Source organism: Rhodococcus sp. LB1 (assembly GCF_001583455.1).
In the GTDB taxonomy this organism is placed as follows: Bacteria; Actinomycetota; Actinomycetes; order Mycobacteriales; family Mycobacteriaceae; genus Rhodococcus_F; species Rhodococcus_F opacus.
This window is the reverse complement of sequence record NZ_LTCZ01000017.1, coordinates 129,558-151,999: the sequence shown is the minus strand read 5'-3', so window position 1 is coordinate 151,999 and position 22,442 is coordinate 129,558. Positions and strand designations below refer to the sequence as shown.

The window sequence follows — 22,442 nt, the reverse complement described above, 5'->3', positions numbered from 1 at the left end:
CGGATCGGTGTCGTCGGCGGTGCGTCGCAGCACCGTGGAGCGTTCGGCCACCCGCACGATCCGCGCCAGGGTGTCGGGCTTGCCGGACAGATCGCCGACGACACTCACCTCGTCGCCGACCACGATGGGGGTGCGGCCCAGTTCCCGGGCGCGCATGGTGACGAGGGGACGCTCGGGGTCGCCGCCCAGCACGCAACCCCACCGGCCGCGGTCGACCGAGACGACCATCGCCGACTCCGCGGCGAGGTGCTCCGGCCGGGTCTTCGTGCGCGGGCGCGTTCCTCGGCCCGGGCGTACCCGGACGTCGGACTCGTCGTACTGCCTGCGACTCAGAAGCTCGCCTTCCGCTCGGTGCCCGCGGCTGCGGACAGCATTGTGGCCCACAGGTTCTCGAAACCGGGCAGGGTCTTGGCCGTGGTGCCGACGTCCTCGATCTCGATGCCGTCGACCCGCAGCCCGACGATCGCGCCCGCGGTCGCCATCCGGTGGTCGGCGTAGGAGTGCCATGTCCCACCGTGCAGGTCTGCCGGGACGATCGTGAGGCCGTCCTCGGTCTCGGTGACGTTCCCGCCCAGCGAGTTGATCTCGTGTGCGAGCGCGGCCAGCCGGTCGGTCTCGTGACCGCGCAGGTGCGCGATGCCCCGCAGGTGCGACGGACCGTCGGCGAGTGCGGCGAGCGCCGCGACCGTCGGGGTGAGTTCGCCCACGTCGTGCAGGTCGATGTCGATGCCGGTCAGCTGCTGCGGACCGCGGACGGTGAGGTTCGCGCCGTCCAGCCGGACGTCCGCGCCCATCGCCAGGAGGATTTCCCGGATCGCGTCGCCGGGTTGCGTCGTCCTGCTCGGCCACAGGGGAACGGTCACCTCACCGCCGGTGACGGCGGCGGCGGCCAGGAAGGCGGTGGCATTCGACAGATCGGGCTCGATCACCCGGTCGACGGCCCGGACGACACCGGGGCTCACCCGCCACGTGTCGGCCTCCCCGCCCGTCGCCGGGGTCGTGACCTCGACACCCGACTCGCGCAGCATCTCGACCGTCATGTCGATGTGCGGCATGGACGGGACCGTCTTGCCGTCGTGATGCACCGTGACACCCTCGTCGAACGCGGCCGCCGACAGCAGCAGCCCGGAGACGAACTGTGACGAGCCGGACGCGTCGATGGTGACCCGTCCACCGCGCAGCGAGCCCGCACCGTGGACCGTGAACGGAAGGGAGTCGCCGTCGATGTCCGCGCCGAGACCGCGCAGCGCATCCAGGATCGTGTCGAGAGGCCGGGTGCGCGCCTGCTCGTCCCCGTCGAAGTGAACCGTTCCGCTCGCGAGCGCCGCGAGCGGCGGAAGGAACCGCATGACGGTGCCCGCCAGTCCGCAGTCGACCGCACCGCCCTGGAGTTGTCCGGGGGTGACCCGCAGCGTCGTGTCGGCGCCGACCGTCTCGATGCTGATGCCGAGCGTGCGGAGCGCGCCGATCATGAGGTCGGTGTCCCGGCTGCGCAATGCCCCGGTGAGGGTGGACGGACCGTCCGCGAGTGCGGCGAGGATCAGCGCGCGGTTGGTGATCGACTTCGATCCGGGCAGGGCGACCGTCGCGACGACGGGCGCTTCGGCACGGGGGGCGTTCCACAGGCTCAGGCTCACGGTCTCCATCTTCGCCTATCGGGCGGGTCGCCGGGCGGGGTGGGCGGCGTGTCGCGGGTGTCGGTGGTTCGTGCCACTCTGGTGGGCATGTGCGGCAGGTATGCGACCACTGCGAATCCGGCGACACTCGCGGCCGACCTCGATGCGATCAACGAGGCGGGCGAGGAGGAGAGTCCGCCCGACTACAACGTGGCGCCCACCACGGAGGTCCTGACGGTCGTCGACCGCCACGACGCCCGGCGGATCCGGCGGATGCGGTGGGGGCTCGTGCCGTCGTGGACGAAGGAGCTCGGCAAGGGGCCGGTGCTGTTCAACGCGCGAGCGGATTCGGTCGACACCAAACCGGCCTTCCGGAACGCGTTCACATACAAGCGCTGCCTCGTTCCGATGGACGGCTGGTACGAGTGGCAGACCGAGGTCGATGCGGCGGCCGCCGGGAAGAAACCGGGCAAGGCGAAGAAGATCCCCTACTACATGTCGCCGGAGGACGGCTCCCGCCTGTACATGGCCGGGCTGTGGTCGGTCTGGCACGATCCCGCGGTCGCGGAGTCGCTCCCCGTCCTGAGCTGCAGCATCATCACGGTCGACTCCGCCGCCCAGCTCGAGAACGTGCACGACCGGATGCCGCTGGTGATGCCCCGCGACCGCTGGACCGCGTGGCTCGATCCCGAGCATCCCGCGTCGACGGATCTGCTCGAGGTGTCACCCGACGCCATCGCCGACATCACCGTCCGGCGGGTGTCCACGCTGGTGAACAGTGTGAAGAACAACGGACCGGAACTCCTCGACCCCGACGCGGCCGGTCGTGACGAGGCACAGGTGGGAGAGCAGATCAGCCTGCTGTGACCGCCGCGGTGACGGCTCCGCTGAGCCGCACCAGGTCGGCGGGCGCGAGTTCGATCTCGAGTCCGCGCCTGCCGGCGCTGCACAGCACCCGGTCCCAGTCGAGCGCCGACGCGTCGACGACCGTCGGGAGTGCCTTGCGCTGGCCGAGCGGTGAGATGCCGCCGAAGACGTACCCGGTGGACCGCTCCGCCTCGGTGCGTTCGGCCATCACGGCCTTGCCCGCGCCGAGCGCCGCGGCCGCCGCCTTCAGTGACAGTTTCTCCGGCACCGGCACGACCGCCACCGCCAGCTTGCCGGTGTCGAGTTTGATCACCAGCGTCTTGAACACCTGGTGGGCGGTGACGCCGACCGTCTCGCCCAGGGCGTCGACGGCCTCCGAACCGTACGATTCCGCCCGCGCATCGTGCGCGTAGCTGTGCACGTTGTGGTCGATGCGGTGTTTGACGAGCAGCTTCGTCGCGGGAGTGGCAGTTCCGGCCATGGACAGACACTCTGCCACGCGGTCGGGAACACAGCGGACGGGAGGCGTGTTGGTACCTGCAGAAGAACAGTGCATCGAAGGGAGTGGTCCGTATCGTGATGTCCTCGGTGATGGAGCCCACGTCGCGTCTGCAGTTGGCGGTAACGTTGACGCCCACGGCGACCGAAGGGATCAGCGTGCAGGAACATGACCGTCCGACGGCAGACCAGGCCGAGCCACAGGACGAGTTGATCGCGCGTTTCGAAAGGGATGCGCTCCCACTTCTGGATCAGCTGTACGGCGCTGCTCTGAGGATGACCAGGAACCCGGCGGACGCCGAGGACCTCGTGCAGGAAACGTACGTGAAGGCCTACACGGCGTTCCGTTCGTTCCGCGAGGGCACCAACCTCAAGGCATGGCTGTACCGGATTCTCACGAACACGTACATCAACTCGTACCGCAAGAAGCAGCGCCAGCCCGCGCAGTACCCCACCGACGAGATCACCGACTGGCAGCTGGCGGCGACGGCGGAACACTCGTCGACCGGTCTGCGGTCCGCCGAGGTCGAGGCCCTGGACGCGCTCCCCGACGACGACATCAAGGAAGCCCTGCAGGCCCTGCCGGAGGAGTTCCGGATGGCCGTCTACTACGCCGACGTCGAGGGATTCCCCTACAAGGAGATCGCCGAGATCATGGGCACCCCGATCGGGACCGTGATGTCGCGACTGCACCGCGGGCGCAAGCAGCTCCGGGGTCTGCTCGCCGATGTCGCACGTGAACGTGGATTCAACCGTGGGGGCACCGACGAGGTGCCCGGCGACAGTGTAGTGAGCGCGGAGCAGGAGGTTTCTCGGTGAGCGAGCAGGACGAATTCGAGCAGCTCGACTGCTCCGCCGTCATCGCGGACGTCTGGCTGATGCTGGACCGTGAATGCGACGAGGCGTCGAGGGCGCGGCTGCAGAGGCACCTCGACGAGTGCGGGTCGTGCCTCGAGGCGTACGGGATCGAGGAGAAGGTGAAGAGCCTCGTGAACCGCAAGTGCGGTGGGGAGCACGCGCCGGAAAGTCTGCGTCAGAGGCTCTCCATCGAGTTGCGGCGGACCATCCTGATCACGAACACCGAACCCGACGCGTAACTCGTCAGAACAGCAATCAGGGGCCGGAAAGCATCGCTGCTTTCCGGCCCCTGGTGCGTTCTACGGCGCGTCAGGCGTTGGGACGCTTGCCGTGGTTTGCGGCGTTGCCCTTGCGACTGCGCTTCTTACGACCACGCTTACCCATGAGTAGATCTCCCTTCTTTTCACCACAGTCTTCCACGTGTGGTTGGGTGTCCTTGCAACAGGGCTTTCTCGACACCCGGGAGTGAAGGATCACAATGGCAGAAGACGTGCGCGCCGAAATGGTTTCGACGGTGTATCAGGTTGTGGTGAGCGCGGGTGACGAGGTGAAGGAGGGCGACACCCTCGTCATCCTCGAGTCGATGAAGATGGAGATCCCCGTCATCGCCGAGGAGCCCGGCACGGTCACGTCCGTGGACGTCAAGGTCGGCGACGTGATCCAGCAGGGCGACCTGATCGCTGTCATCTCCTGAGCTGACACCCACCGACGATGTCCACACTGAGTGACCTGCTCGCCGAACACACCGACCTGCCCGGCGAGGCCGTCGATCATCTCCAGCGAGTCGTCGGTGAATGGCAGTTGCTCGCCGACCTCTCCTTCGCGGACGTTCTGCTCTGGGTCGGAACGGATTCCGCGGCCACCAACCCCACCGGCACCGTGATCTGCGTCGCGCACTGCAGGCCCACCACCGCGTCGACCGCGTTCCCGGAGGACGTCGTCGGGACCGTCGTGTCGGAGTCGGAACACCCGCAGGTGCTGCAGGCGCTGCTCGAGGGCCGCGTCGTGCGCCCCGAGGACGGCGGCGGGCACGAGGGTCTGCCGCCGCGCGGGGAGGCCGTCCCGGTGCGGTGGAACGGCGAGGTGATCGCGGTCCTGAGCCGGGACACCAACCTGTCGCACCAGCGGGCGCAGAGCCCGCTCGAGGTCGCGTATCTCGACTGCGCCGAGGATCTGTGCCAGATGATCAGCGACGGCACCTTCCCGATCCGGGAGGCCCGGTCGGACACCAACTCGAGTCCCCGTGCCGGCGACGGCTTCATCCGCCTCGACACCGACGGCAGCGTGGTCTACGCGAGTCCCAATGCGCTGTCGGCCTATCACCGGATGGGTCTCAGCTCGGACCTGATCGGTCGGAACCTCGCCGCCACCACGCGGTCGCTCGTGACGGACCCGTTCGAGTCGCAGGAGGTCGCCGGGTACATCCGCGACACCATCGCCGACAAGCCGGGCCGCCGCATGGAGATCGAGGCCAGGGGGGCGACCGTGCTGCTCCGGGCGCTGGTCCTCAAACCCGGCGGAAAGCGGGTCGGCGCCGCTGTCGTGGTCCGGGACGTCACCGAGGTGAAGAGGCGGGATCGTGCCCTGCTCAGCAAGGACGCGACGATCCGCGAGATCCATCATCGGGTGAAGAACAATCTGCAGACCGTGGCGGCGCTCCTGCGACTGCAGGCCCGCCGCACCAACAACGAGGAAGCCCGGCAGGCGCTGAGCGAATCGGTGCGCCGCGTCACCTCGATCGCCCTCGTGCACGACACACTGTCGATGTCGGTGGACGAGGAAGTGAACCTCGACGAGGTCGTCGACCGCCTCGTGCCGATCCTGTCCGATGTGGCGACGGTGAGCACGCCGATCAAGGTCCGCCGGGAGGGCAGCTTCGGGGTGTTCTCCGCGGAGCGGGCCACTCCGCTGGTGATGGTGCTGACCGAACTCGTGCAGAACGCGATCGAGCACGCCTTCGAACCCGGCGCTCCGGGGACGGTCACCATGCGGGCCGAACGCTCCGCGCGGTGGCTGGACGTCGTGATCCATGACGACGGCAGGGGTTTACCACCCGGTTTCAGCCTCGAGCGGTCCGACCGTCTCGGTCTGCAGATCGTCCGGACCCTGGTGGCCGCCGAACTGAACGGTTCGCTCGGGCTGCATCCCGGGGCGGACGGTGGAACGGATGCCGTGTTACGCGTACCGCTGGGCCGTCGTGGGCCGCGGTACTGATCGGCGGGCAAGCAAAAGGCCCGGCACCATGTGGTGCCGGGCCCGTCTCCTTCTGAAGTGTCAGACGGTGGTGCGGGCACGCGTCCGAGCGTTGCGGCGCTTGAGTGCGCGTCGCTCGTCTTCGCTCATGCCGCCCCACACACCGGCGTCCTGGCCCGACTCGAGTGCCCACGAGAGGCATTCGGCGGTCACCGGGCAGCGGTTGCAGACAACCTTGGCATCAGCAATCTGCGCGAGGGCCGGACCGCTGTTGCCCACAGGGAAGAACAACTCGGGGTCTTCGTCGCGACAGATTGCCTTGTGGCGCCAGTCCATCCTTCTGCTCCTTAACTGGGTGCGAAATGCACCGTTTCGTCTTCATGAGTTCATGTGTGCGTAGAGAATGTTTCCGCACTGTTGCTTGTGAATGCTTTCACGAACTGGCGGGATGTCAATAGAAAACCGCCGCACCGTGGGGGAGCTCACGTACTTAGGCTGCCCTTCGAGGCGCGCCGTCCTTTGTACCCCGTGCAGGCACTTCCCGCTAGGTGAAAACGGGGATTCTCGAGATTTGCTCAGGGTCGCGCCGGGGCGACCACATCCAGCGCCTCGGGCACCGACACGAACTCGACGACTTTGCGTAGTCCGATGTAGTCGCCGTCCATCTGCAGTCCGATGGGCTCCGACGCGGAGATCCGCACGGACGGCACGTCGTCGACCCGGACCAGCTTCTTCGCCTTCGGACGGGTTCCGGGAGTCAGCAGCTGGCGGGCCACCCGCAGCGTGGTGAGGATCGCGGTGGACCGCATCGCGAAGACGCCGAGGCCGGTGTCGTAGGTGGTGTCGGGATTCGTGTGCACTTCCCGCTTGTTCAGATACGTCCAGGGACTCGCGTTCGACACGAATGCGTAATGAACGCCCTCGACCGGATCGTGATCGGGAACCTCGACGGTGAGCGTCGGCTCCGCGTATTTCGATCGGAAGAACACGCGCACCGCCGCGCGGACATACTGCGCAGGTGTGGCCGGCCGCCCGTTCTTGCGGTGCATGTCGACCGCCTCACACACCTGGGCGTCCCAGCCGAGACCGGCGTTGAACGTGAACCATCGGTTGTCGCAGTGCGCGAGACCGATCCTGCGCCGCTGCCTGCGGGCGAGGAGATCGATGAGCTGGTTGGTGGCGTCCACCGGGTCGGGCGCAATGCCGAGCGAGCGGGCGAACACGTTCGCCGACCCGCCGGGGACGACGGCGATCGGGGGAATCGGCCCCACCGTCACCGCGCTCATCGACTTCGGTGCCGGGGTGCCGAGCAGTCCGTTGACCACCTCGTTCACGGTGCCGTCGCCGCCGTGGACGATGATCAGGCCCATTCCGTCCACGCAGGCCTGCTGCGCCAGTTCCGCGGCGTGGCCGCGGTGTGTCGTGTGCGCGACCGTCAACCGCACCCGGCTCGACAGCGCGTGGGCGAGGAGATCACGCCCGGCCGGGGTCGTCGATGTGGCATTGGGGTTGACGATCAGCAGCGCGCGCACGGGGCCCAAGCCTAGCGGGGGCGGCACGTGTCACCGTCCGAGGCCGCCGGCGACGGGGTGTTCTAGGCTGGCCGACGTGCCGAAGCCGTCTCTCAGCAAGTCCACGCCCACCACGGTCCGTGCGGCGGGCGCCCTGGTGTCGCTCGAGGGCGCGGTGGCGGTCGGGGTCGCCGTGGTGCTGGTGATCCGGGGACTCCTCGGGCACGACCAGAGCGTCAGCAGTGGATACGGCACCGCGGCCTGGTTCGCGATTCTCGGTGGCGCCGTGCTCGCCGCCGGGCTCGCCCTGATCTTCGGCCGGCGCTGGGGGCGGGCGATCGCGATCGTCGCCCAACTGCTCCTGCTCCCGGTGGCGTGGTCGCTGCTCACCGATTCGCACCAGCCGTTCTTCGGTGTGCTGCTCGGAGTCGTCGTGGTGGCGGCCCTCGGGTGCCTGTTCAGCAGTCCCACGTCGAGGTGGATGGCTGCCGAGTACGGCCAGGAGGCCGACGCCGACAACCCGTCGGACCGCTAACTCACCTCGGACGCGAGGCGGCCGAGCGGATCCCCGGTGAGCCGGTACGTGGTCCATTCGTCCTGCGGGTGCGCGTCCAGCGACTCGTAGAACGCGATCGACGGCTTGTTCCAGTTGACCACCGACCACGACAGTCGCGTGTAGCCGTTGTCGACGCACTCCTTCGCGAGTGTGGCGAGCAGGGCCTTGCCGTGCCCGGACCCGCGCTCCGACGGGCTGACGAACAGGTCCTCGAGGTAGATGCCGTGCGTTCCGTCCCAGGTGGAGAAGTTCCGGAACCACACCGCGATCCCGACGACCCGGTCGTCGTCGTTCGCCGCGACGTGGGCGAAGGTCGACGGCTGCGGACCGAACAGGGCGTCGTCGATCTGGTCGGCGGTGACGGTGCACTCGTCACGGGCCCGCTGGTGTTCGGCGAGTTCGTAGATCATCGCGGTGATCGCGGAGACGTCCTCGGGTACTGCGCGTCTGATCATCGGGCACCTTCCTCGCTTGTCACGTTGTGGCTGACCACCTGTTGCGCCCCGTGCTCGAAGCCGAGGACGGAGTACGCGCCCGGCGACATCGCGAACCGTCGTCCCTCGCTGATGGGAAGTTCCGCCCAGCGGGCGATGAGCGCGCGCGAGAAGTGACCGTGCCCGACGAGGATCACGTCACGGTCGACGAGTTGCGAATGCGCGACGGACAGTACGAGGTCGCACCGGGTGTGCACCTGCTCGGCCTGCTCGCCGCGAGGGCACGGGTGGGTCCACACGGTCCAGTCCGGCACCTGCTGCCTGATCTCGGGGGTCGTCATACCCTCGTAGATCCCGTAATCCCATTCGGCGAGCGCGTCCCAGGTGCGCTGGATCTTCAATCCCGCCAGCTCCGCCGTCTCCCGGGCGCGTTGCCGCGGGCTGACGATGACGAGGGGGTCGCGCAGTTCGAGGGCGTCCATCGCCGGACCCACCCGCCGCGCCTGGGCTTCACCCAGTTCGGTGAGGTGGACGTCGGTCCGACCGGTGTGTTTACCCCAACGGGCCCATTCCGTTTCGCCGTGTCGGAGGAGGACGATCCGACGGCCGCGCGGCGAATCACTGGGTGGCATCCATCCATCATGTCAGTCAATCTGCGTGTATGGCTCGCCTCCGGGGACGAAGTAGGTAAGGATCGAGCCGTGACAACGGTTCTTGCAGTGGCAAATCAGAAGGGTGGGGTCGCGAAGACCACCACGGTCGCTTCTCTCGGCGCAGCCCTCGTCGGGCTGGGCCAGAAGGTTCTGGTGGTGGATCTCGACCCGCAGGGATGTCTGACGTTCTCCCTCGGGCACAACCCGGACCGCCTGGACGCCTCCGTCCACGAGGTGCTGACAGGTGATCTGGCGGTGCAGGAGGCCGTGATCGACACCGAGGACGGTGTCGCCCTTCTGCCTGCGACGATCGACCTCGCCGGCGCGGAAGCGTTGCTGCTCATGCGTCCCGGTCGCGAGTTCGCCCTCAAACGCGCTCTGGCGCCGCTGCTGGACGACTACGACACGATCATCATCGACTGCCCGCCGTCTCTCGGTGTGCTCACGCTCAACGGGCTCACAGCGGCGCAGTCGGTGCTGGTGCCGCTGCAGTGCGAGACGCTCGCCCACCGCGGTGTGGGGCAGTTGCTGCGGACGGTCACCGAGGTACAGCAGATCACCAACCCCGACCTGGTGCTGCTCGGAGCGCTGCCGACGCTGTACGACGCCCGCACGACGCACAGCCGGGACGTGCTCTCCGACGTGTCCGACCGCTACAACCTGCCGGTCCTCGCTCCGCCGATCCCGCGGACGGTGCGATTCGCGGAGGCGACGGCGTCGGGTGCCACCGTGCTGGCGGGGCGCAAGAACAAGGGTGCCCAGGCGTACCGGGACCTGGCCGAGAACCTCGCCAAGCACTGGGCGGGATCCGAACTCGCTACGTTTTCGCCTGGAAGTGCCGAGTAAGTTCTTCCGGCGTCGGATTCCACGCGGCGGGCCAATCCTGTTGGCGTAACTGGGCGTCCGTGCCCCCGTCGGCGAAGACGACGCTGCCGCAGAACAGTGTCGACCCCGGTCCGAGCAGGAACTCGACGAGCGTGGCGATCTCGTCCGGGCGTCCACGTCGGCCCAGCGGCACCGGATAGAAGTCCAGCGCCTTCGCCATTTCCGGGTCGAGGTCGTCGCCGCTGGTCATCGGCGTGTCGATCATGCCCGGCGCGATCGCGTTGAGTCGTATGCCGTTGCCTATCCACTCGGTTCGTACCGCTTCACGCCGAATCCACCAGGCCAGCGCGAGCTTGGACGCCGGGTACGCCGGGATGGCGGTCACCTGGTCGCCGATGCGCACCGCCTCCGCCTCGTCGCCGTCGAGGCACGCGGTCACCAGATTCTCGGGAATCCCCGGCTGCGTGGTGGTGCTGCTCGACGAGATCACCACCACCGAGGCGCCGCCCGCGCGCTCGAGGGCGGGCTTCAGTGCTGTCACGAGTTCGACGGCCCCGAAGTAGTTGACGGCGACGAGTTTGCCGCCCGGGACGTGCGACAGCGACCCGAGCCCGGCGCAGCAGACGAGACCGTCCACGACGCCGCTGCTCGCCTCGGACACGGCGTCGGCCGCTGCGGCGCGTCCGCCGGGGGTCGACAGGTCGGCGGTGACGTCGGTCTGCGCGAGGTCGACCCCGATGACGGTATGACCGCCGGACTCGAGTGTGCGGCGGCTCGCCGCCCCGATTCCCGAGGCGGCGCCGGTGATCACGTAGGTCGCCATGCCGTGAATTAGAACACGTTACAGATCGCGGTGGTGCGGACTTCGGCCTCCGATTCCCCCGTGCCGGACTCTGCGTCGGCATAGTGGGCGCGCAGGCCCGTGACGCCGGGCGCCCGGTCCTCGTGCAGCACGAACCGAGCGTCGTAGTCGCCGCCGTTCTGTGAGCGGAAAGGCAACGGCGCATCGGTGAACAGGCCGGACAGGCGATCGATCAGCCGCGCCGCGACGCCTGGGTAGTGCTCGGCGGGCAACCGGTCCGCGCTGTCGATCAGGACCGGGGGCACCACCGACATCCCCGTGTACCAGAAGATTCCGTGGTGGATCGGGAACAGGAGTTCGTCCATCTGTCCGTTGATGCCGCGGGGGCCCGCACTGTCGGCGCTGCCGCCGAAACTGACGACCGTCATCGCCCGCTTGCCGGCCAGGGTTCCGTCGCCGTACCGCCGGGTGGAGCCGTCCTCGCGGCGCAGCCCGTAGCCGTAACCCTCGACGAAAACCCGGTCGAACCAGCCCTTGAGGATCGCGGGCATGCCGTACCACCACAGCGGGAACTGCACGATCACCGCGTCGGCCCACGCGAGCTTGCGCTGCTCGGCGCGGATGTCGGGGGCCAGAGTGTCGTCGGCCAGGGCCTGACCCGACCGCGCTCCGACGAGGAGGCGGTGGTGGGGGTCGTGTCCGAAATCGTCCGCCGTCACCACCGGGTTCCATCGCATCTCGTACAGGTCGGAGGTCCGGATGTTGTGGCCGGCGCCGCGCAGCGCCGCGAGGGCGTCGCTGCGGAGAGCCGCGTTCAGGGACTTCGGCTCGGGATGTGCCGATACCCACAGGATCTTCATGGTCCACCTTTCCGTTCGGTCGTCCTGACCCCTCCGATCATGGACGCGCGGCGGTGGTCGCGACAGTGGCTGGCAGGACGATATGTGAAATAATCGGGCCATGTCCGATTCGAGAGGCGGACGGACTGTGCGCCGTCATCGCGTGGTCGTGTTCGTGCGCGACGGTCTGCTCCCGATCGAATTCGGAATTGTCCACCGACTGTTCGGTGAGGCGCGATCGCGGGAGGGCGAACCGCTGTACGAGGTCCTCACGTGCACCCCCACACCCGGCGCCGTCCGGACCGACACCGACGTGACGATCACGGTCGAGCACGGCCCGGCATTGCTCGGCACGGCCGACACCGTCGTGATCCCGGCGTCCGATCAGGACTACGACCCGCCGGAGGACGGGCGCCTGCCTCGTCACCTCGCGGACGCTCTCGCACACATTCGCCCGGGCACGCGGGTGGCGTCGATCTGCACGGGCTCGTTCGTCCTCGCCGCGGCAGGCCTTCTCGGGGACCGGCGTGCGACCACGCACTGGAAGTCGGCGGACGCGTTCCGGCGGCTGTACCCGGACGTGCACCTGGACCCCGGCGTGCTCTACACACACGACGGCAGCGTGCTCACCGCCGCCGGCGTCGCATCCGGAATCGATCTGTGCCTGTACATGATTCGCATCGACCACGGTGCGTCGGTGGCCAACGAGGTAGCACGGGGAACGGTCGTGCCGCCTCATCGCAGCGGCGGTCAGGCGCAGTTCATCACCGAGCCCGTTCCGGAGGCCGACGGTGCGTCCACGGCGCGAGCGCGAGCCCGGGCGCTGTCGCATCTCGATCAACCGCTGTCGCTGCGGGAGCTGGCAGAGTGGGAGTCGATGAGCGTGCGCACGTTCACCCGGCGATTCCGGGCCGAGACGGGGATGTCGCCGACGCAGTGGATTCTCGAACAGCGGATCATCCGTGCTCGCGAGCTGCTGGAGAACACCGACCTGCCGGTGGACGACGTTGCCGCGGCCGCGGGATTCGGCACCGCGACGTCGCTGCGACAGCACCTCTCGCGCACGGTCGGCGTCTCACCGTCCGCGTACCGCGCCACTTTCCGTTGACGGCATGCTCATTCGTCCAAGTGCGGGGGAGTGCACGGCGCTAACGTCGGGGGCATGACAGTCTCGGATACGCCTCGAAGCAACACCCTGACGATGCGGGCGCAGCCGCTCCTCGCCGTCGGCGACGTCGAACGCGCAGGCGAGTGGTACCGGAAGGTCCTGGACGCGCGCAGCGGCCACGGCGGACGGGACTACGAGCAACTCCTCGTCGACGGGCACATGATCCTGCAACTGCACCGGCTCGACGAGGGCCACCACCACGGCACCCTCGGCGACCCTGCGCTCCCGCGGGGAAACGGGGTGGCGATCTGGTTCGAGACCCCCGACTTCGACGGCACCGTCGCGAGGGTGCGGGAGGCAGGTGCCGACGTGGTCACGGATGTGCACCTCAATCCCAATGCGGGACATCGCGAGATCTGGATCCGCGACCTCGACGGCTATCTGGTGGTGTTCGCCGAACCCGCGTGAGGGGCGACCTCAGCGCAGCGCCACGACCTCATCGCCGCGCTGCTCGAGCACGACGTCGCCGGCCACCGTCGTGATGATCGGCCCCGCCGCGGCGTCACGCGTCACCGGGATCGTGCGAAGCAACGCGCCGGTCGACAGGTCGAGCACGGCGATGCCGGATTCCACCGGGACCAGCAGGTTTCCGGCCATCACAGCGCCCGGGCCGAGAGCGCCGGGGAAGATCCAGCGCGGTGCGAGATCGGATGCGCCGAGCGATACCACGTCCGCACCGGTCCACCAGGTGACCACCGAACTGCTCGTCGACGTGACGGGATCAGGTCCGACCTGTTGGGAGAGCGCGTATTCGGACACGGCGTTGCCGGTGCCGTCGAACAGGCCGATCCGCGGTCCGTACGACGTGCCCGCGGGGAGGTAGACGGCCGTGGTCTCGCCCGACACCCCGAGGATGCGCGCACCCTCGACGCCGGCATCCACTCCCGCCAGGACGCTCGATCCGTACTCCTCGGGCTCCTGATTGTCCTTCGGCGACGGGTTCATGACCGTCAGACGATCGGCCACCTCGCCGGGGCAGCGTTCGAGAACGGACAGCCTGCTGCTGCTCGAACCGACGTCGATCAGCGTGCAGCCGCTGCGTGGCTGCTTCTTGGGATTCACGGGCGCGTCGACCCGTCCGTACTCGACGGTGCGGACGAGGTCGGAGCGCCACAGTTCCAGCCGGCGGTCGCCGAGGGACGCCACATACGTTCCGTCGGCCTTCAGCGTCACCTCGGAATCGGCGTCGCTGCTCCGCTGCGCCAGGCGCTCGCCGGTACCCCCGTCGAGTTCGGTGACCTGGGAGCAACCGCGGTCGTCGCGGTAGACGGCCACGACCTTCTCCCACGACGCCGTCACATCGCACAGGTCGAGATCACGCTCGTACCGCCACAGCTCCGTACCCGACATCCGGTCCCGTCCCACGACGTCCCCACCGTCGGCGGTGACGACCGCACCACCGACCACGAGGGGCGCGGTGGTGGCGGAACTGGCGGAATCCCAGATCGGGCTCAGCGTCTCCGGAACCGTCAGGGCCGTGGTTAGCGCAGGCGGCGGTTCGGCGGCGGTGACCGAGGTGGTGCCCCGGGCATCGCTGCGGAACCACACCACGGTGAGGGCGACCACGACCGCAATGGCGATTCCGGCAGCGACGACGAGATCGGCGCGCGAGCGCCGCTCAGGTGCGAGCACGGTGGTTGGTTACTCCGCGTTCGTCGCGGCGGCGCCGACCTTCGTGGTCCGGCGGCGGCGACGGCGGCGGGGCTTGGAGGCACCCTCGCCGTCGGTGTCCCCGCTCGGAGCGGCGGATTCGGGTGCCGTCGGCTCCGGCGACACGGACTTGGGGCCCACGGAGTCCGCGGGGCGGCCACCACGGGTGCGGCGGCGGGTGCGGGTGCGTGCCGGACGCTCGGTGCGCTCGGCCTTCTCGCCCCGCTCGGTATCGGCGCTCTCGCTCTGCTCCGCGCCCGTCTTCTCGCTCTGCTCGGGTGCGACCTTCTCGGCCTTCTCCACCCGGGGGCGCTTGATCGTGCCGGTCGCGCCGGCCGGGATCGACAGCTCCTCGAACAGGTGCGGGGAGCTGGAGTACGTCTCCGCCGGATCGGGGATGCCGAGGCCGAGAGCCTTGTCGATGAGCTGCCAGCGGGGGATGTCGTCCCAGTCCACCAGCGTCACGGCGATGCCGGTGCGCCCCGCCCGGCCGGTGCGGCCGATCCGGTGGACGTACGTCTTCTCGTCTTCCGGGCACTGGTAGTTGATGACGTGGGTGACGTCGTCGATGTCGATACCGCGGGCCGCGACGTCCGTCGCGACCAGCACGTCGATCTTGCCCGTGCGGAACGCCTTCAGCGCCTTCTCGCGAGCGACCTGATTGAGGTCGCCGTGGACCGAGCCGACGGAGAAACCGCGCTCGGCGAGATCGTCGGCGACCTTCTGGGCGGTGCGCTTGGTGCGGGTGAAGATCATCGTCGCGCCGCGGCCGTCGGCCTGCAGCACGCGGGCCACCATCTCCGCCTTGTCGAGCGCGTGGGCCCGGTAGATGTGCTGGCTGGTCCGGTCGTGCACCGCCGAGTCGTCGGCCTGCTCGGCGCGGATGTGCGTCGGCTGGGTGAGGAATGTACGGGCGAGCGTGATGATCGGACCCGGCATGGTGGCCGAGAACAGCATCGTCTGACGCTTGTCCGGCACCATCCCGAGGATGCGCTCGATGTCGGGCAGGAAGCCCAGGTCCAGCATCTCGTCGGCCTCGTCGAGAACGAGGACCTCGACCTTGCCCAGGATCAGGTGACCCTGGTTGGCGAGGTCGAGCAGACGGCCCGGGGTGCCCACGACGACGTCGGCGCCCTTCTGGAGCGTCGCGATCTGCGTCTCGTAGGGGCGGCCACCGTAGATGGCGAGGACCTCGAGCTTGTTCTTCTCGCCCTTCAGGTACTTAGCGGCGCCCTCGAGGTCCTTGGTGACCTGGATGCACAGCTCGCGGGTGGGGACGATGACCAGCGCGCGGGGAGTGCCGTCGAGTGCGGCCGTCCCGGTGGTGCCGCTGGAGATGCGGTGGAGCAGCGGGACGCCGAAACCGAACGTCTTGCCCATGCCCGTGCGGGCCTGACCGATCAGGTCGTCGCCGGCGAGGGCGAGGGGGAGCGTCAGCTCCTGGATCGCGAACGTGCGCTCGATGCCGATCTCGTCGAGAGCGCGGACGATCTCGTCGCGAACTCCGAGCTCGGCGAAGGTGGGGGCGACGTGCGTGGAGTCGAGTTGCGCCGACAGCGTGGTCTCGGTTGCGTCGTCTTCATGGTCGACGGTGATCTTGCTCAGGGGACTGGCCTTCCTCGTAGCTGCACGCACGCACGAGGTAAGGGCCAGGCCGCTGGTCGGCCCGATTTCCCAGTCGACGCTCGTCGATGTCCTCTTCCGAGTCGATCCTGCCTCTGCCTCAGCGCAGAAATCGAAGATTTCGGCGAGGCGCGGCTGGGACCGTCGATCAGGTGCGCGCACATTATCGGTGGGAACCGCTGATCGGATCGTGATCGATCATCACTCAAACCGCGTTCTCCGTGGAGGCGAACGTGGTGACGAGCGGTTGCCCATGATCATTGTAGCCGGAGAACGCCCCAGAACCGGTTACGCATGGCAAACATCACTGGCCGACACACTAGGCTGTGGCGCCATGGAGCCCAACACGCCTGCATCCTCTGATTCCACCATTCCCGCTGATCACCCCGGCGTCAGTGAACTCTTCGCGGTCCTCGCGTACGGCGAGATCTCCGCGTTCTACCGGCTGTCCGAGGACGCGCAGATGGCGCGGACCCTGCAGGGCAAAGTGGCGCTCGCGAGCATGGCCGCCGCCGAGATGGGCCACTTCGAGATGCTCGAGAAGGCGCTGACCGCGCGTGGGTTCGACATCTTCGAGGCGATGGATCCGTTCGTCCGCGCCCTGGACAACTACCACGCGTCCACCACCCCGTCGACGTGGCTCGAGGCCCTGGTGAAGGCGTACGTCGGTGACGGGATCGCCGCCGACTTCTACCGTGAGATCGGGCACTCGCTGCCCGCCGAGGTCTCGCGGACGGTCGAGGAGGTGCTCTCGCAGACCGGCCACTCGGAATTCGTCGTCCACGAGGTGCAGCAGGCGATCAAGGCCAGCAACCGCGACAAGGACCGCCTCATGCTGTGGGGTAGGCGACTGCTCGGCGAGGCCATCACCCAGGCGCAGTTCGTCCTGGCGCAGCGGGAAGCGCTGACCGAACTCGTCATCTCCGCGTCCGGCGACCTCAACGGCGTCGTCGCACTCTTCGACCGCATGCAGGAGATGCACGCCGAACGCATGGCCGTGCTGGGCCTTGTGTGAGGTGTGACGGCATGTTCGCTCAGGGCACAGCCCACAGACGCGCACCGGCGGCGGCCGCTGCATTAGCCTTGCCAGGACAGCTGATGTTTCTCGGAGAGTTCGGAGGTTGACCGTGGAGGTCAAGATCGGTGTAATCGACAGCCCGCGTGAGCTCATCGTCAGCAGCGAGCAGACCCCGGACGAGGTCGAGACATTGGTCTCGGACGCCCTCACCGGTGGCGACGGGATCCTGTCTCTGCAGGACGACAAGGGACGCAAGTACCTCGTGCAGTCCAGCAAGATCGCCTACGTGGAGATCGGCCCGTCCGATATCCGCAAGGTCGGATTCGCTCCGGCCAAGTGAACACACGAGAAAGGGCCCGCAGTTCGTGCACGGTGCTAGCGCTGTTCGGGATGCAGCGGTACGCGGGACAGACCGCCCCACGCGAGCGTGACCGTCGTGTCGACCGCTTCTTCCTTCGGGATCGGGCGCGCCGCCTCGAGCCAGTACCGTGCGGTGAACTGGCTGGCGCCGACGAGGCCGACAGCGAGGATGCGGGCGCGGTAGGGGTCGAGACCGGAGTCGTGGCTGACGAGGTCGAATACGGCGTCGACGCACGCCTCGGTGGCCTGCTCGACGCGGCTCTGCACCTGCGGTTCACCCATGAGGTCCGACTCGAACACGAGCCGGAATCCCTGCGAGTCGTTGTCGACGAAGTCGAAGAACGCCTGCACCGCGGCGCGGACACGCTGCTTGTTGTCCGTGGTCGAGCGCAGCGCCTGCCGGACGCCGGAGATCAGGCTGTCGACATAGCTCTGCAGCACCGCCACGTACAGCTCGAGCTTGCCGGGGAAGTGCTGGTAGAGGACGGGCTTGCTCACACCGGCGCACTCGGCGATCTCGTCCATACCGGCAGCGTGGTATCCGCGTGTGACGAAGACCTCGCTCGCTGCGGCGAGTAGCTGCAGTCGCCGGGCGTCACGGGGGAGTCGCGTGCTGCGACGGGCCCCGGTGCCCTTTCCGGGGGTGGCATCGCGATCGGAGTTCGTCCGATCCGCGAGTTCAGTCATAGCGCTTCCAATCTGCACAAGTATTCCGCGTCACATTCTGTGTAACTGTGTGAACGATACCCGCGCGTAGTGAACCGTTCATGGTGGACTCGCTGGACTCGCCCGGTCAAGCATATTGCCTGACTGGTAACTGGGGCCCTGTCGGGGTCGGGGGCACCTGGTGATCCGGGTAGCCGCGACGTTGCGGAACGTATCCGCGTGACACGCCGAATGACCTGCGGACGGTGCACTGGGACGAGGCGGTGCCGGACTGTGAGATTCTGGGCTGCGTGACTGACCGAGGAGGACCGCGTGTTCGCGGCCGGGCTCCCCAGAGCTCCGAGGACGGGGAGCGACGATCGCGCAGCATCGACCGGCGTGACGTCGGTCCCCGCGCTTCGCAGTCGGCACCGACGGCGCAGTCGCATCAACCGCTCCGCGCGCAATGGGACCCGACCAGCCGCGACGTCGGCAGGCCCCGGAACCCGCGCCCCGAGCGGCAGGCGAGGAAGCAGAGCCGCATCGGCCGGTTCGTCTCCACCTACGGTTGGCGGGCCTACGCGATCCCGATCCTGCTGGTGGTCACCGTTCTCGTCGTGGTCGACGCGGTCCGGGACACCGGCGGTGGCAGCGAGACGACGGCCGAGACCGACACCCCCGGATTCGGCACCCTGTCCCGGGACACCGACGGTTCGAGCGTCATCGGGATCCCACCGGAGGCCGACGGCAACTTCGCCGCCGAACTTCCCTCGGGCGCGCTGCCCGAGGGAGGTCCGTTCACGGCGGTCGGCGCAGGCACCTGGCACGTGGTTCCCGGGAGCGGGACCAAGGTCGGGCAGGGCACCGAACGCGAATTCACGTACAGCGTCGAGATCGAGGACGGGGTCGACACGTCCGGATTCGGCGGCGACGAGTCGTTCGGCCGGATGGTCGACCAGACGCTGTCGAATCCGAAGAGCTGGACGAAGGACCCGCGGTTCGCGTTCCGCCGCGTCGACCAGGGCGACCCCGACTTCCGGGTGTCGCTGACGTCGCAGATGACCATCCGCGAGGCGTGCGGCTACGACATCCAGCTGGAGGTGTCCTGCTACAACCCCGGCATCGATCGCGTCGTCCTCAACGAGCCGCGCTGGGTGCGGGGCGCCATCGCGTTCCAGGGCGACATCGGGTCGTACCGGCAGTACCAGATCAACCACGAGGTCGGGCACGCCATCGGCTACCAGGACCACCAGCCGTGCGAGACCGAAGGTGGCCTCGCGCCGGTGATGATGCAGCAGACGTTCGGAACGGCCAACAACGACATCGCGCAGCTCGACCCCGAGGGAATCGTCCCGATGAACGGTCTGACCTGCCATTTCAATCCGTGGCCGTTCCCGAGGGCGTGAGCCGGGCCCGCCACGCGCGACTGCCGGTGGGAGGGGAAGAATGGACCCCGTCGGAACGTTGAACTCAATGCTGTCCGACACATCGGAAGCTGTCGCGCAATCGTCAGGAGTGGACCGTGTCGCTTGACCGTTCTGTGAAGACCACCGAGGCATTGCCGCCGCTGGTGGAACCGGACGCCGAACTTTCCCGCGACGAGGTGGCGCGGTACAGCAGGCACCTGATCATCCCGGACGTCGGCATGGCGGGGCAGAAGCGTTTGAAGAACGCGAAGGTCCTCGTCATTGGCGCGGGAGGCCTCGGCTCACCCGCCTTGCTCTACCTTGCGGCGGCCGGTGTCGGGACGCTCGGCATCGTCGAGTTCGACGAGGTCGACATGTCGAACCTGCAGCGGCAGGTGATCCACGGCCGGTCCGACGTGGGCCGTCCCAAGGCCGAGAGTGCGCGCGACTCGATCCGTGAGATCAACGACAACGTCGACGTCCGGTTACACGAGTTCCGGCTCGAGCCCGACAACGCCGTCGAATTGTTCGAGCAGTACGACCTGATCCTCGACGGCACCGACAACTTCGCCACCCGGTACCTCGTCAACGATGCTGCCGTCCTCGCGCACAAGCCGTACGTGTGGGGCTCGATCTACCGATTCGAGGGCCAGGCGTCCGTGTTCTGGGAGGACGCGCCGAACGGTCGCGGACTCAACTATCGGGACCTGTACCCGGAGGCGCCCCCGCCGGGCATGGTCCCGTCGTGCGCCGAGGGCGGGGTGCTGGGTGTGCTCTGCGCGTCGATCGGTTCGATCATGGCCACCGAGGCGGTCAAGCTGATCACCGGCATCGGGGAGTCGCTGCTCGGGCGACTGATGGTCTACGACGCACTCGACATGACCTACCGCACCATCACGCTACGCCGGGATCCGGCGCGGACCCCGGTCACCGAACTGATCGACTACGACGCGTTCTGCGGCGTGGTGTCCGACGAGGGGCAGGCGGCGGCGGCCGGTTCGACCATCACGGCCACGGAACTGCGCGATCTCCTCGACTCCGGCAAGGACATCGAACTGATCGACGTGCGCGAGCCGGTCGAGTGGGACATCGTGCACCTGCCCGGTGCGGTGCTGATCCCGAAGGACCGCATCCTGTCGGGCGAGGCGCTGTCGGAGCTTCCGCAGAACAAGCCGATCGTGCTGCACTGCAAGACCGGGGTCCGGTCGGCGGAGGCGCTGGCCGCGCTGAAGAAGGCCGGCTTCTCCGACGCCACACATCTGCAGGGCGGCGTGATCGCGTGGGCGAAACAAGTCGACACCAGCCTGCCTGTCTACTGACCTCCGTCGTGGCGGGATTGCCGACTCCGGGCCAGCGCGCCTTGCGCTGTCCCCGGCCCACCCGGCGGTAGCGTTGAGTTCGTGAGCACAGGCCAACCCCCTCAACACGTGTGCTCCACGTTCGGCCTCCGGGAAGTCGAGCCCATCCCCCTCGGTGCGGACTGGGACGGCGGGTGGCTCTGTGGAGACGTAGTCCTGTCAGCCGTCGCCGACCACGCGCGCGCCGCGTGGTCCGCCAAGGTCCGCGAGACGCTCGAGGTGGAGGGGGTGCGGCTCGCGCGTCCCGTGCGGTCCACCGACGGCAGGTATGTGGTGTCCGGGTGGCGCGCCGACACGTTCATCGAGGGCACACCCGAGCCGCGTCACGACGAGGTCGTGTCGATGTCGGGGCGGCTCCACGCCGCGACCTCGCAGCTCGACCGTCCCCGGTTCCTCGTGCAGCCCCCGGTCGCGCCGTGGGCGGAGGTCGACGTGTTCGTGGCGGCGGATCGGGCCGCCTGGGAGAAGATCCCGCTGCGCAGCGCGAAGGGTGCCGAACAGCTCGAGACGCCGTCCCCCGACGGTCGCAAGAGCCTGGAACTGATCACCGGGCTCGCGACGCTGCGCAAGCCCGTCACCAGCCCGGACCAGCTGGTGCACGGGGACCTGTTCGGTACCGTCCTGTTCGCCGGTGCCCTCGCACCCGGGATCACCGACATCACTCCGTACTGGCGTCCCGCGTCGTGGGCGGCGGCGGTGGCCGTGGTGGATGCCATTTCCTGGGGTGGAGCCGACGAGGCCCTCATCGGCCGTTGGGAAGATCTGCCCGAATGGCCGCAGATGCTTCTGCGTGCGGTGCTGTTCAGGCTCGCCGTCCACGTGCTGCACCCCCGCTCGACCGCGGAGGCGTTTCCCGGACTCGCCCGCACGGCCGACGTGGTACGGCTCCTGCTCTAGGTGAGCAGCTCCGCGAACAGATCGCGGGCCGCCGTGGTCGCGGCGGACTCGTCCCCGTCGACCACCGCCTGGATCAGACGCCCGTGCTCGTCGTGGAACCCCGCACCGGTCGCGTGCACGTGCCGGTCGACGGTCTGGGCGATCGAGGGCAGTAGCGAGTCGTAGAACTCCAGATACACGGCGTTGTGACTCGCTTCGACGATCGCGCGGTGCAGGCTGATGTCCGCCGCGACGGCGGCCTCCGTGTCGGATTCGGCCCAGCATCGGGAGCGTTCGTCGAGGAGGTTCTGCAGGCGTGCGATGTCGTCCGGGGTGCGGCGCCGGGCGGCGAGGGCGGCGGCGGTGACGTCGAGCGCCTGCCGCAGTTCCGTGACGTCGCGCTCGTGCGCGCCGGCGAAGTACTTGCCGAGTGTGCCCCCGACATCGGAGATGGCGACGACGTACGTGCCGGATCCCTGCCGCCGTTCGAGCAGCCCGGTGTGGACGAGGGCCTGGACTGCCTCGCGGACGGTGTTGCGTCCGGTTCCGGTGAGTTCGGACAGCGCGGTCTCGGTGGGGATCTTCTCGCCGACCGCCCACCGACCGCTGCAGATCTCGACGCGCAGCTGCTCGGTGACCTGTGAGATCAGACTCGAGCGGCGCACGGGTTTTCCAAAGGTCATCCT

27 protein-coding genes and 1 pseudogene are annotated in these 22,442 nt (G+C 68.3%); 14 read left to right on the top strand and 14 right to left on the bottom strand.

Annotated features, from left to right (window positions below; genetic code table 11):
* Both AZG88_RS04165 and aroA read right to left on the bottom strand, forming a co-directional pair.
* A pseudogene (locus AZG88_RS04165) lies at nt 1–384 on the bottom strand (ribosome small subunit-dependent GTPase A); the annotation flags it as partial.
* Nucleotides 330–1,646 carry a 3-phosphoshikimate 1-carboxyvinyltransferase gene (gene aroA, locus AZG88_RS04160; RefSeq protein ID WP_061041171.1) on the bottom strand — a complete coding sequence of 439 codons (1,317 nt, stop codon included), beginning with the start codon at nt 1,644–1,646 and terminating at the stop codon, nt 330–332. The pseudogene AZG88_RS04165 and the gene aroA, both read right to left, overlap by 55 nt.
* 78 nt (nt 1,647–1,724) lie before the next feature.
* Between aroA and AZG88_RS04155 the strand changes: the two genes are divergently transcribed.
* A complete protein-coding gene (locus AZG88_RS04155; protein WP_061041189.1) occupies nt 1,725–2,483 on the top strand; it encodes an SOS response-associated peptidase in 759 nt (252 codons plus the stop codon).
* Here the strand turns inward: AZG88_RS04155 and ybaK are convergent.
* Nucleotides 2,470–2,964 (bottom strand): Cys-tRNA(Pro) deacylase, encoded by a 495-nt coding sequence (ybaK, locus tag AZG88_RS04150; protein ID WP_025432296.1) that lies wholly within the window; start codon nt 2,962–2,964, stop codon nt 2,470–2,472. The genes AZG88_RS04155 and ybaK overlap by 14 nt on opposite strands.
* A gap of 98 nt (nt 2,965–3,062) precedes the next feature.
* Here ybaK and AZG88_RS04145 point away from each other — a divergent pair, with 98 nt between their 5' ends.
* Nucleotides 3,063–3,800: a sigma-70 family RNA polymerase sigma factor gene (locus AZG88_RS04145; RefSeq protein WP_043943904.1), complete on the top strand. Its 738-nt coding sequence runs from the start codon at nt 3,063–3,065 to the stop codon at nt 3,798–3,800.
* The gene (gene rsrA, locus AZG88_RS04140; RefSeq protein WP_005240092.1) at nt 3,797–4,078 is read left to right on the top strand and encodes a mycothiol system anti-sigma-R factor; all 282 of its coding nucleotides are present in this window, start codon (nt 3,797–3,799) and stop codon (nt 4,076–4,078) included. Before AZG88_RS04145 ends, rsrA begins: the two co-directional genes overlap by 4 nt.
* Nucleotides 4,079–4,148: 70 nt before the next feature.
* On the opposite strand, the gene AZG88_RS55445 is transcribed toward rsrA, so the two are convergent.
* Nucleotides 4,149–4,223: a 50S ribosomal protein bL37 gene (locus AZG88_RS55445; RefSeq protein ID WP_022597109.1), complete on the bottom strand. Its 75-nt coding sequence runs from the start codon at nt 4,221–4,223 to the stop codon at nt 4,149–4,151.
* A 94-nt stretch (nt 4,224–4,317) separates the two neighbouring features.
* Between AZG88_RS55445 and AZG88_RS04135 the strand changes: the two genes are divergently transcribed.
* Together AZG88_RS04135 and AZG88_RS04130 are read left to right on the top strand one after the other, a co-directional pair.
* Nucleotides 4,318–4,533 carry a biotin/lipoyl-binding carrier protein gene (locus AZG88_RS04135; RefSeq protein WP_005240095.1) on the top strand — a complete coding sequence of 72 codons (216 nt, stop codon included), beginning with the start codon at nt 4,318–4,320 and terminating at the stop codon, nt 4,531–4,533.
* A gap of 17 nt (nt 4,534–4,550) precedes the next feature.
* The gene (locus AZG88_RS04130; RefSeq protein ID WP_005240097.1) at nt 4,551–6,053 is read left to right on the top strand and encodes a sensor histidine kinase; all 1,503 of its coding nucleotides are present in this window, start codon (nt 4,551–4,553) and stop codon (nt 6,051–6,053) included.
* A gap of 60 nt (nt 6,054–6,113) precedes the next feature.
* Here AZG88_RS04130 and AZG88_RS04125 read toward each other — a convergent pair whose 3' ends face one another.
* Both AZG88_RS04125 and AZG88_RS04120 read right to left on the bottom strand, forming a co-directional pair.
* Complete coding sequence (locus AZG88_RS04125; RefSeq protein WP_005240099.1) at nt 6,114–6,368, bottom strand: WhiB family transcriptional regulator; 255 nt, start codon at nt 6,366–6,368, stop codon at nt 6,114–6,116.
* Nucleotides 6,369–6,607: 239 nt separating this feature from the next.
* Nucleotides 6,608–7,564 (bottom strand): diacylglycerol/lipid kinase family protein, encoded by a 957-nt coding sequence (locus AZG88_RS04120; RefSeq protein WP_025432298.1) that lies wholly within the window; start codon nt 7,562–7,564, stop codon nt 6,608–6,610.
* 76 nt (nt 7,565–7,640) lie between these two features.
* On the opposite strand from AZG88_RS04120, the gene AZG88_RS04115 reads away from it, so the two are divergent.
* A complete protein-coding gene (locus AZG88_RS04115) occupies nt 7,641–8,078 on the top strand; it encodes a hypothetical protein (RefSeq protein ID WP_061041170.1) in 438 nt (145 codons plus the stop codon).
* Here the strand turns inward: AZG88_RS04115 and AZG88_RS04110 are convergent.
* Together AZG88_RS04110 and AZG88_RS04105 are read right to left on the bottom strand one after the other, a co-directional pair.
* Complete coding sequence (locus AZG88_RS04110) at nt 8,075–8,554, bottom strand: GNAT family N-acetyltransferase (protein WP_005240103.1); 480 nt, start codon at nt 8,552–8,554, stop codon at nt 8,075–8,077. The two genes, AZG88_RS04115 and AZG88_RS04110, sit on opposite strands and share 4 nt — an antisense overlap.
* On the bottom strand, nt 8,551–9,165 hold the full coding sequence (locus tag AZG88_RS04105) for an acid phosphatase (RefSeq protein ID WP_005240106.1): 615 nt from the start codon (nt 9,163–9,165) through the stop codon (nt 8,551–8,553). Before AZG88_RS04105 ends, AZG88_RS04110 begins: the two co-directional genes overlap by 4 nt.
* A 69-nt stretch (nt 9,166–9,234) precedes the next feature.
* Here AZG88_RS04105 and AZG88_RS04100 point away from each other — a divergent pair, with 69 nt between their 5' ends.
* Entirely contained in the window at nt 9,235–10,032 is a 798-nt protein-coding gene (locus AZG88_RS04100; RefSeq protein ID WP_025432299.1) for a ParA family protein, read from the top strand.
* Here AZG88_RS04100 and AZG88_RS04095 read toward each other — a convergent pair.
* Together AZG88_RS04095 and AZG88_RS04090 are read right to left on the bottom strand one after the other, a co-directional pair.
* The gene (locus tag AZG88_RS04095; protein ID WP_005240110.1) at nt 10,004–10,834 is read right to left on the bottom strand and encodes an SDR family oxidoreductase; all 831 of its coding nucleotides are present in this window, start codon (nt 10,832–10,834) and stop codon (nt 10,004–10,006) included. The genes AZG88_RS04100 and AZG88_RS04095 overlap by 29 nt on opposite strands.
* Nucleotides 10,835–10,842: 8 nt before the next feature.
* Nucleotides 10,843–11,673 (bottom strand): NAD(P)H-dependent oxidoreductase, encoded by an 831-nt coding sequence (locus tag AZG88_RS04090; RefSeq protein WP_061041169.1) that lies wholly within the window; start codon nt 11,671–11,673, stop codon nt 10,843–10,845.
* Between the two features lie 100 nt (nt 11,674–11,773).
* Here AZG88_RS04090 and AZG88_RS04085 point away from each other — a divergent pair, with 100 nt between their 5' ends.
* Together AZG88_RS04085 and AZG88_RS04080 are read left to right on the top strand one after the other, a co-directional pair.
* Nucleotides 11,774–12,760 carry a GlxA family transcriptional regulator gene (locus tag AZG88_RS04085; RefSeq protein WP_005240114.1) on the top strand — a complete coding sequence of 329 codons (987 nt, stop codon included), beginning with the start codon at nt 11,774–11,776 and terminating at the stop codon, nt 12,758–12,760.
* 54 nt (nt 12,761–12,814) lie between these two features.
* The gene (locus tag AZG88_RS04080) at nt 12,815–13,228 is read left to right on the top strand and encodes a VOC family protein (RefSeq protein ID WP_061041168.1); all 414 of its coding nucleotides are present in this window, start codon (nt 12,815–12,817) and stop codon (nt 13,226–13,228) included.
* A gap of 9 nt (nt 13,229–13,237) precedes the next feature.
* On the opposite strand, the gene AZG88_RS04075 is transcribed toward AZG88_RS04080, so the two are convergent.
* Nucleotides 13,238–14,452, bottom strand: a complete 1,215-nt coding sequence (locus AZG88_RS04075; RefSeq protein ID WP_061041167.1) for an Rv3212 family protein — start codon at nt 14,450–14,452, stop codon at nt 13,238–13,240.
* Nucleotides 14,453–14,461: 9 nt separating this feature from the next.
* On the bottom strand, nt 14,462–16,105 hold the full coding sequence (locus tag AZG88_RS04070; protein ID WP_025432302.1) for a DEAD/DEAH box helicase: 1,644 nt from the start codon (nt 16,103–16,105) through the stop codon (nt 14,462–14,464).
* Nucleotides 16,106–16,427: 322 nt separating this feature from the next.
* Between AZG88_RS04070 and AZG88_RS04065 the strand changes: the two genes are divergently transcribed.
* Nucleotides 16,428–17,108, top strand: coding sequence for a ferritin-like fold-containing protein (locus AZG88_RS04065; RefSeq protein ID WP_005240122.1), 681 nt, complete (start codon nt 16,428–16,430; stop codon nt 17,106–17,108).
* Between the two features lie 112 nt (nt 17,109–17,220).
* Nucleotides 17,221–17,451, top strand: coding sequence for a DUF3107 domain-containing protein (locus AZG88_RS04060; protein WP_025432303.1), 231 nt, complete (start codon nt 17,221–17,223; stop codon nt 17,449–17,451).
* A gap of 35 nt (nt 17,452–17,486) precedes the next feature.
* On the opposite strand, the gene AZG88_RS04055 is transcribed toward AZG88_RS04060, so the two are convergent.
* Nucleotides 17,487–18,158 (bottom strand): TetR/AcrR family transcriptional regulator, encoded by a 672-nt coding sequence (locus AZG88_RS04055; RefSeq protein WP_005259707.1) that lies wholly within the window; start codon nt 18,156–18,158, stop codon nt 17,487–17,489.
* A gap of 224 nt (nt 18,159–18,382) precedes the next feature.
* Here AZG88_RS04055 and AZG88_RS04050 point away from each other — a divergent pair, with 224 nt between their 5' ends.
* From AZG88_RS04050 to AZG88_RS04040, 3 genes are all read left to right on the top strand, one after another.
* On the top strand, nt 18,383–19,522 hold the full coding sequence (locus tag AZG88_RS04050) for a DUF3152 domain-containing protein (protein ID WP_005240130.1): 1,140 nt from the start codon (nt 18,383–18,385) through the stop codon (nt 19,520–19,522).
* Between the two features lie 134 nt (nt 19,523–19,656).
* A complete protein-coding gene (moeZ, locus tag AZG88_RS04045; protein WP_005240132.1) occupies nt 19,657–20,841 on the top strand; it encodes an adenylyltransferase/sulfurtransferase MoeZ in 1,185 nt (394 codons plus the stop codon).
* Between the two features lie 81 nt (nt 20,842–20,922).
* On the top strand, nt 20,923–21,777 hold the full coding sequence (locus AZG88_RS04040) for a TIGR02569 family protein (protein WP_005240135.1): 855 nt from the start codon (nt 20,923–20,925) through the stop codon (nt 21,775–21,777).
* Here the strand turns inward: AZG88_RS04040 and AZG88_RS04035 are convergent.
* Entirely contained in the window at nt 21,774–22,439 is a 666-nt protein-coding gene (locus tag AZG88_RS04035) for a FadR/GntR family transcriptional regulator (RefSeq protein WP_061041166.1), read from the bottom strand. The genes AZG88_RS04040 and AZG88_RS04035 overlap by 4 nt on opposite strands.
* Nucleotides 22,440–22,442 lie beyond the last annotated feature (3 nt).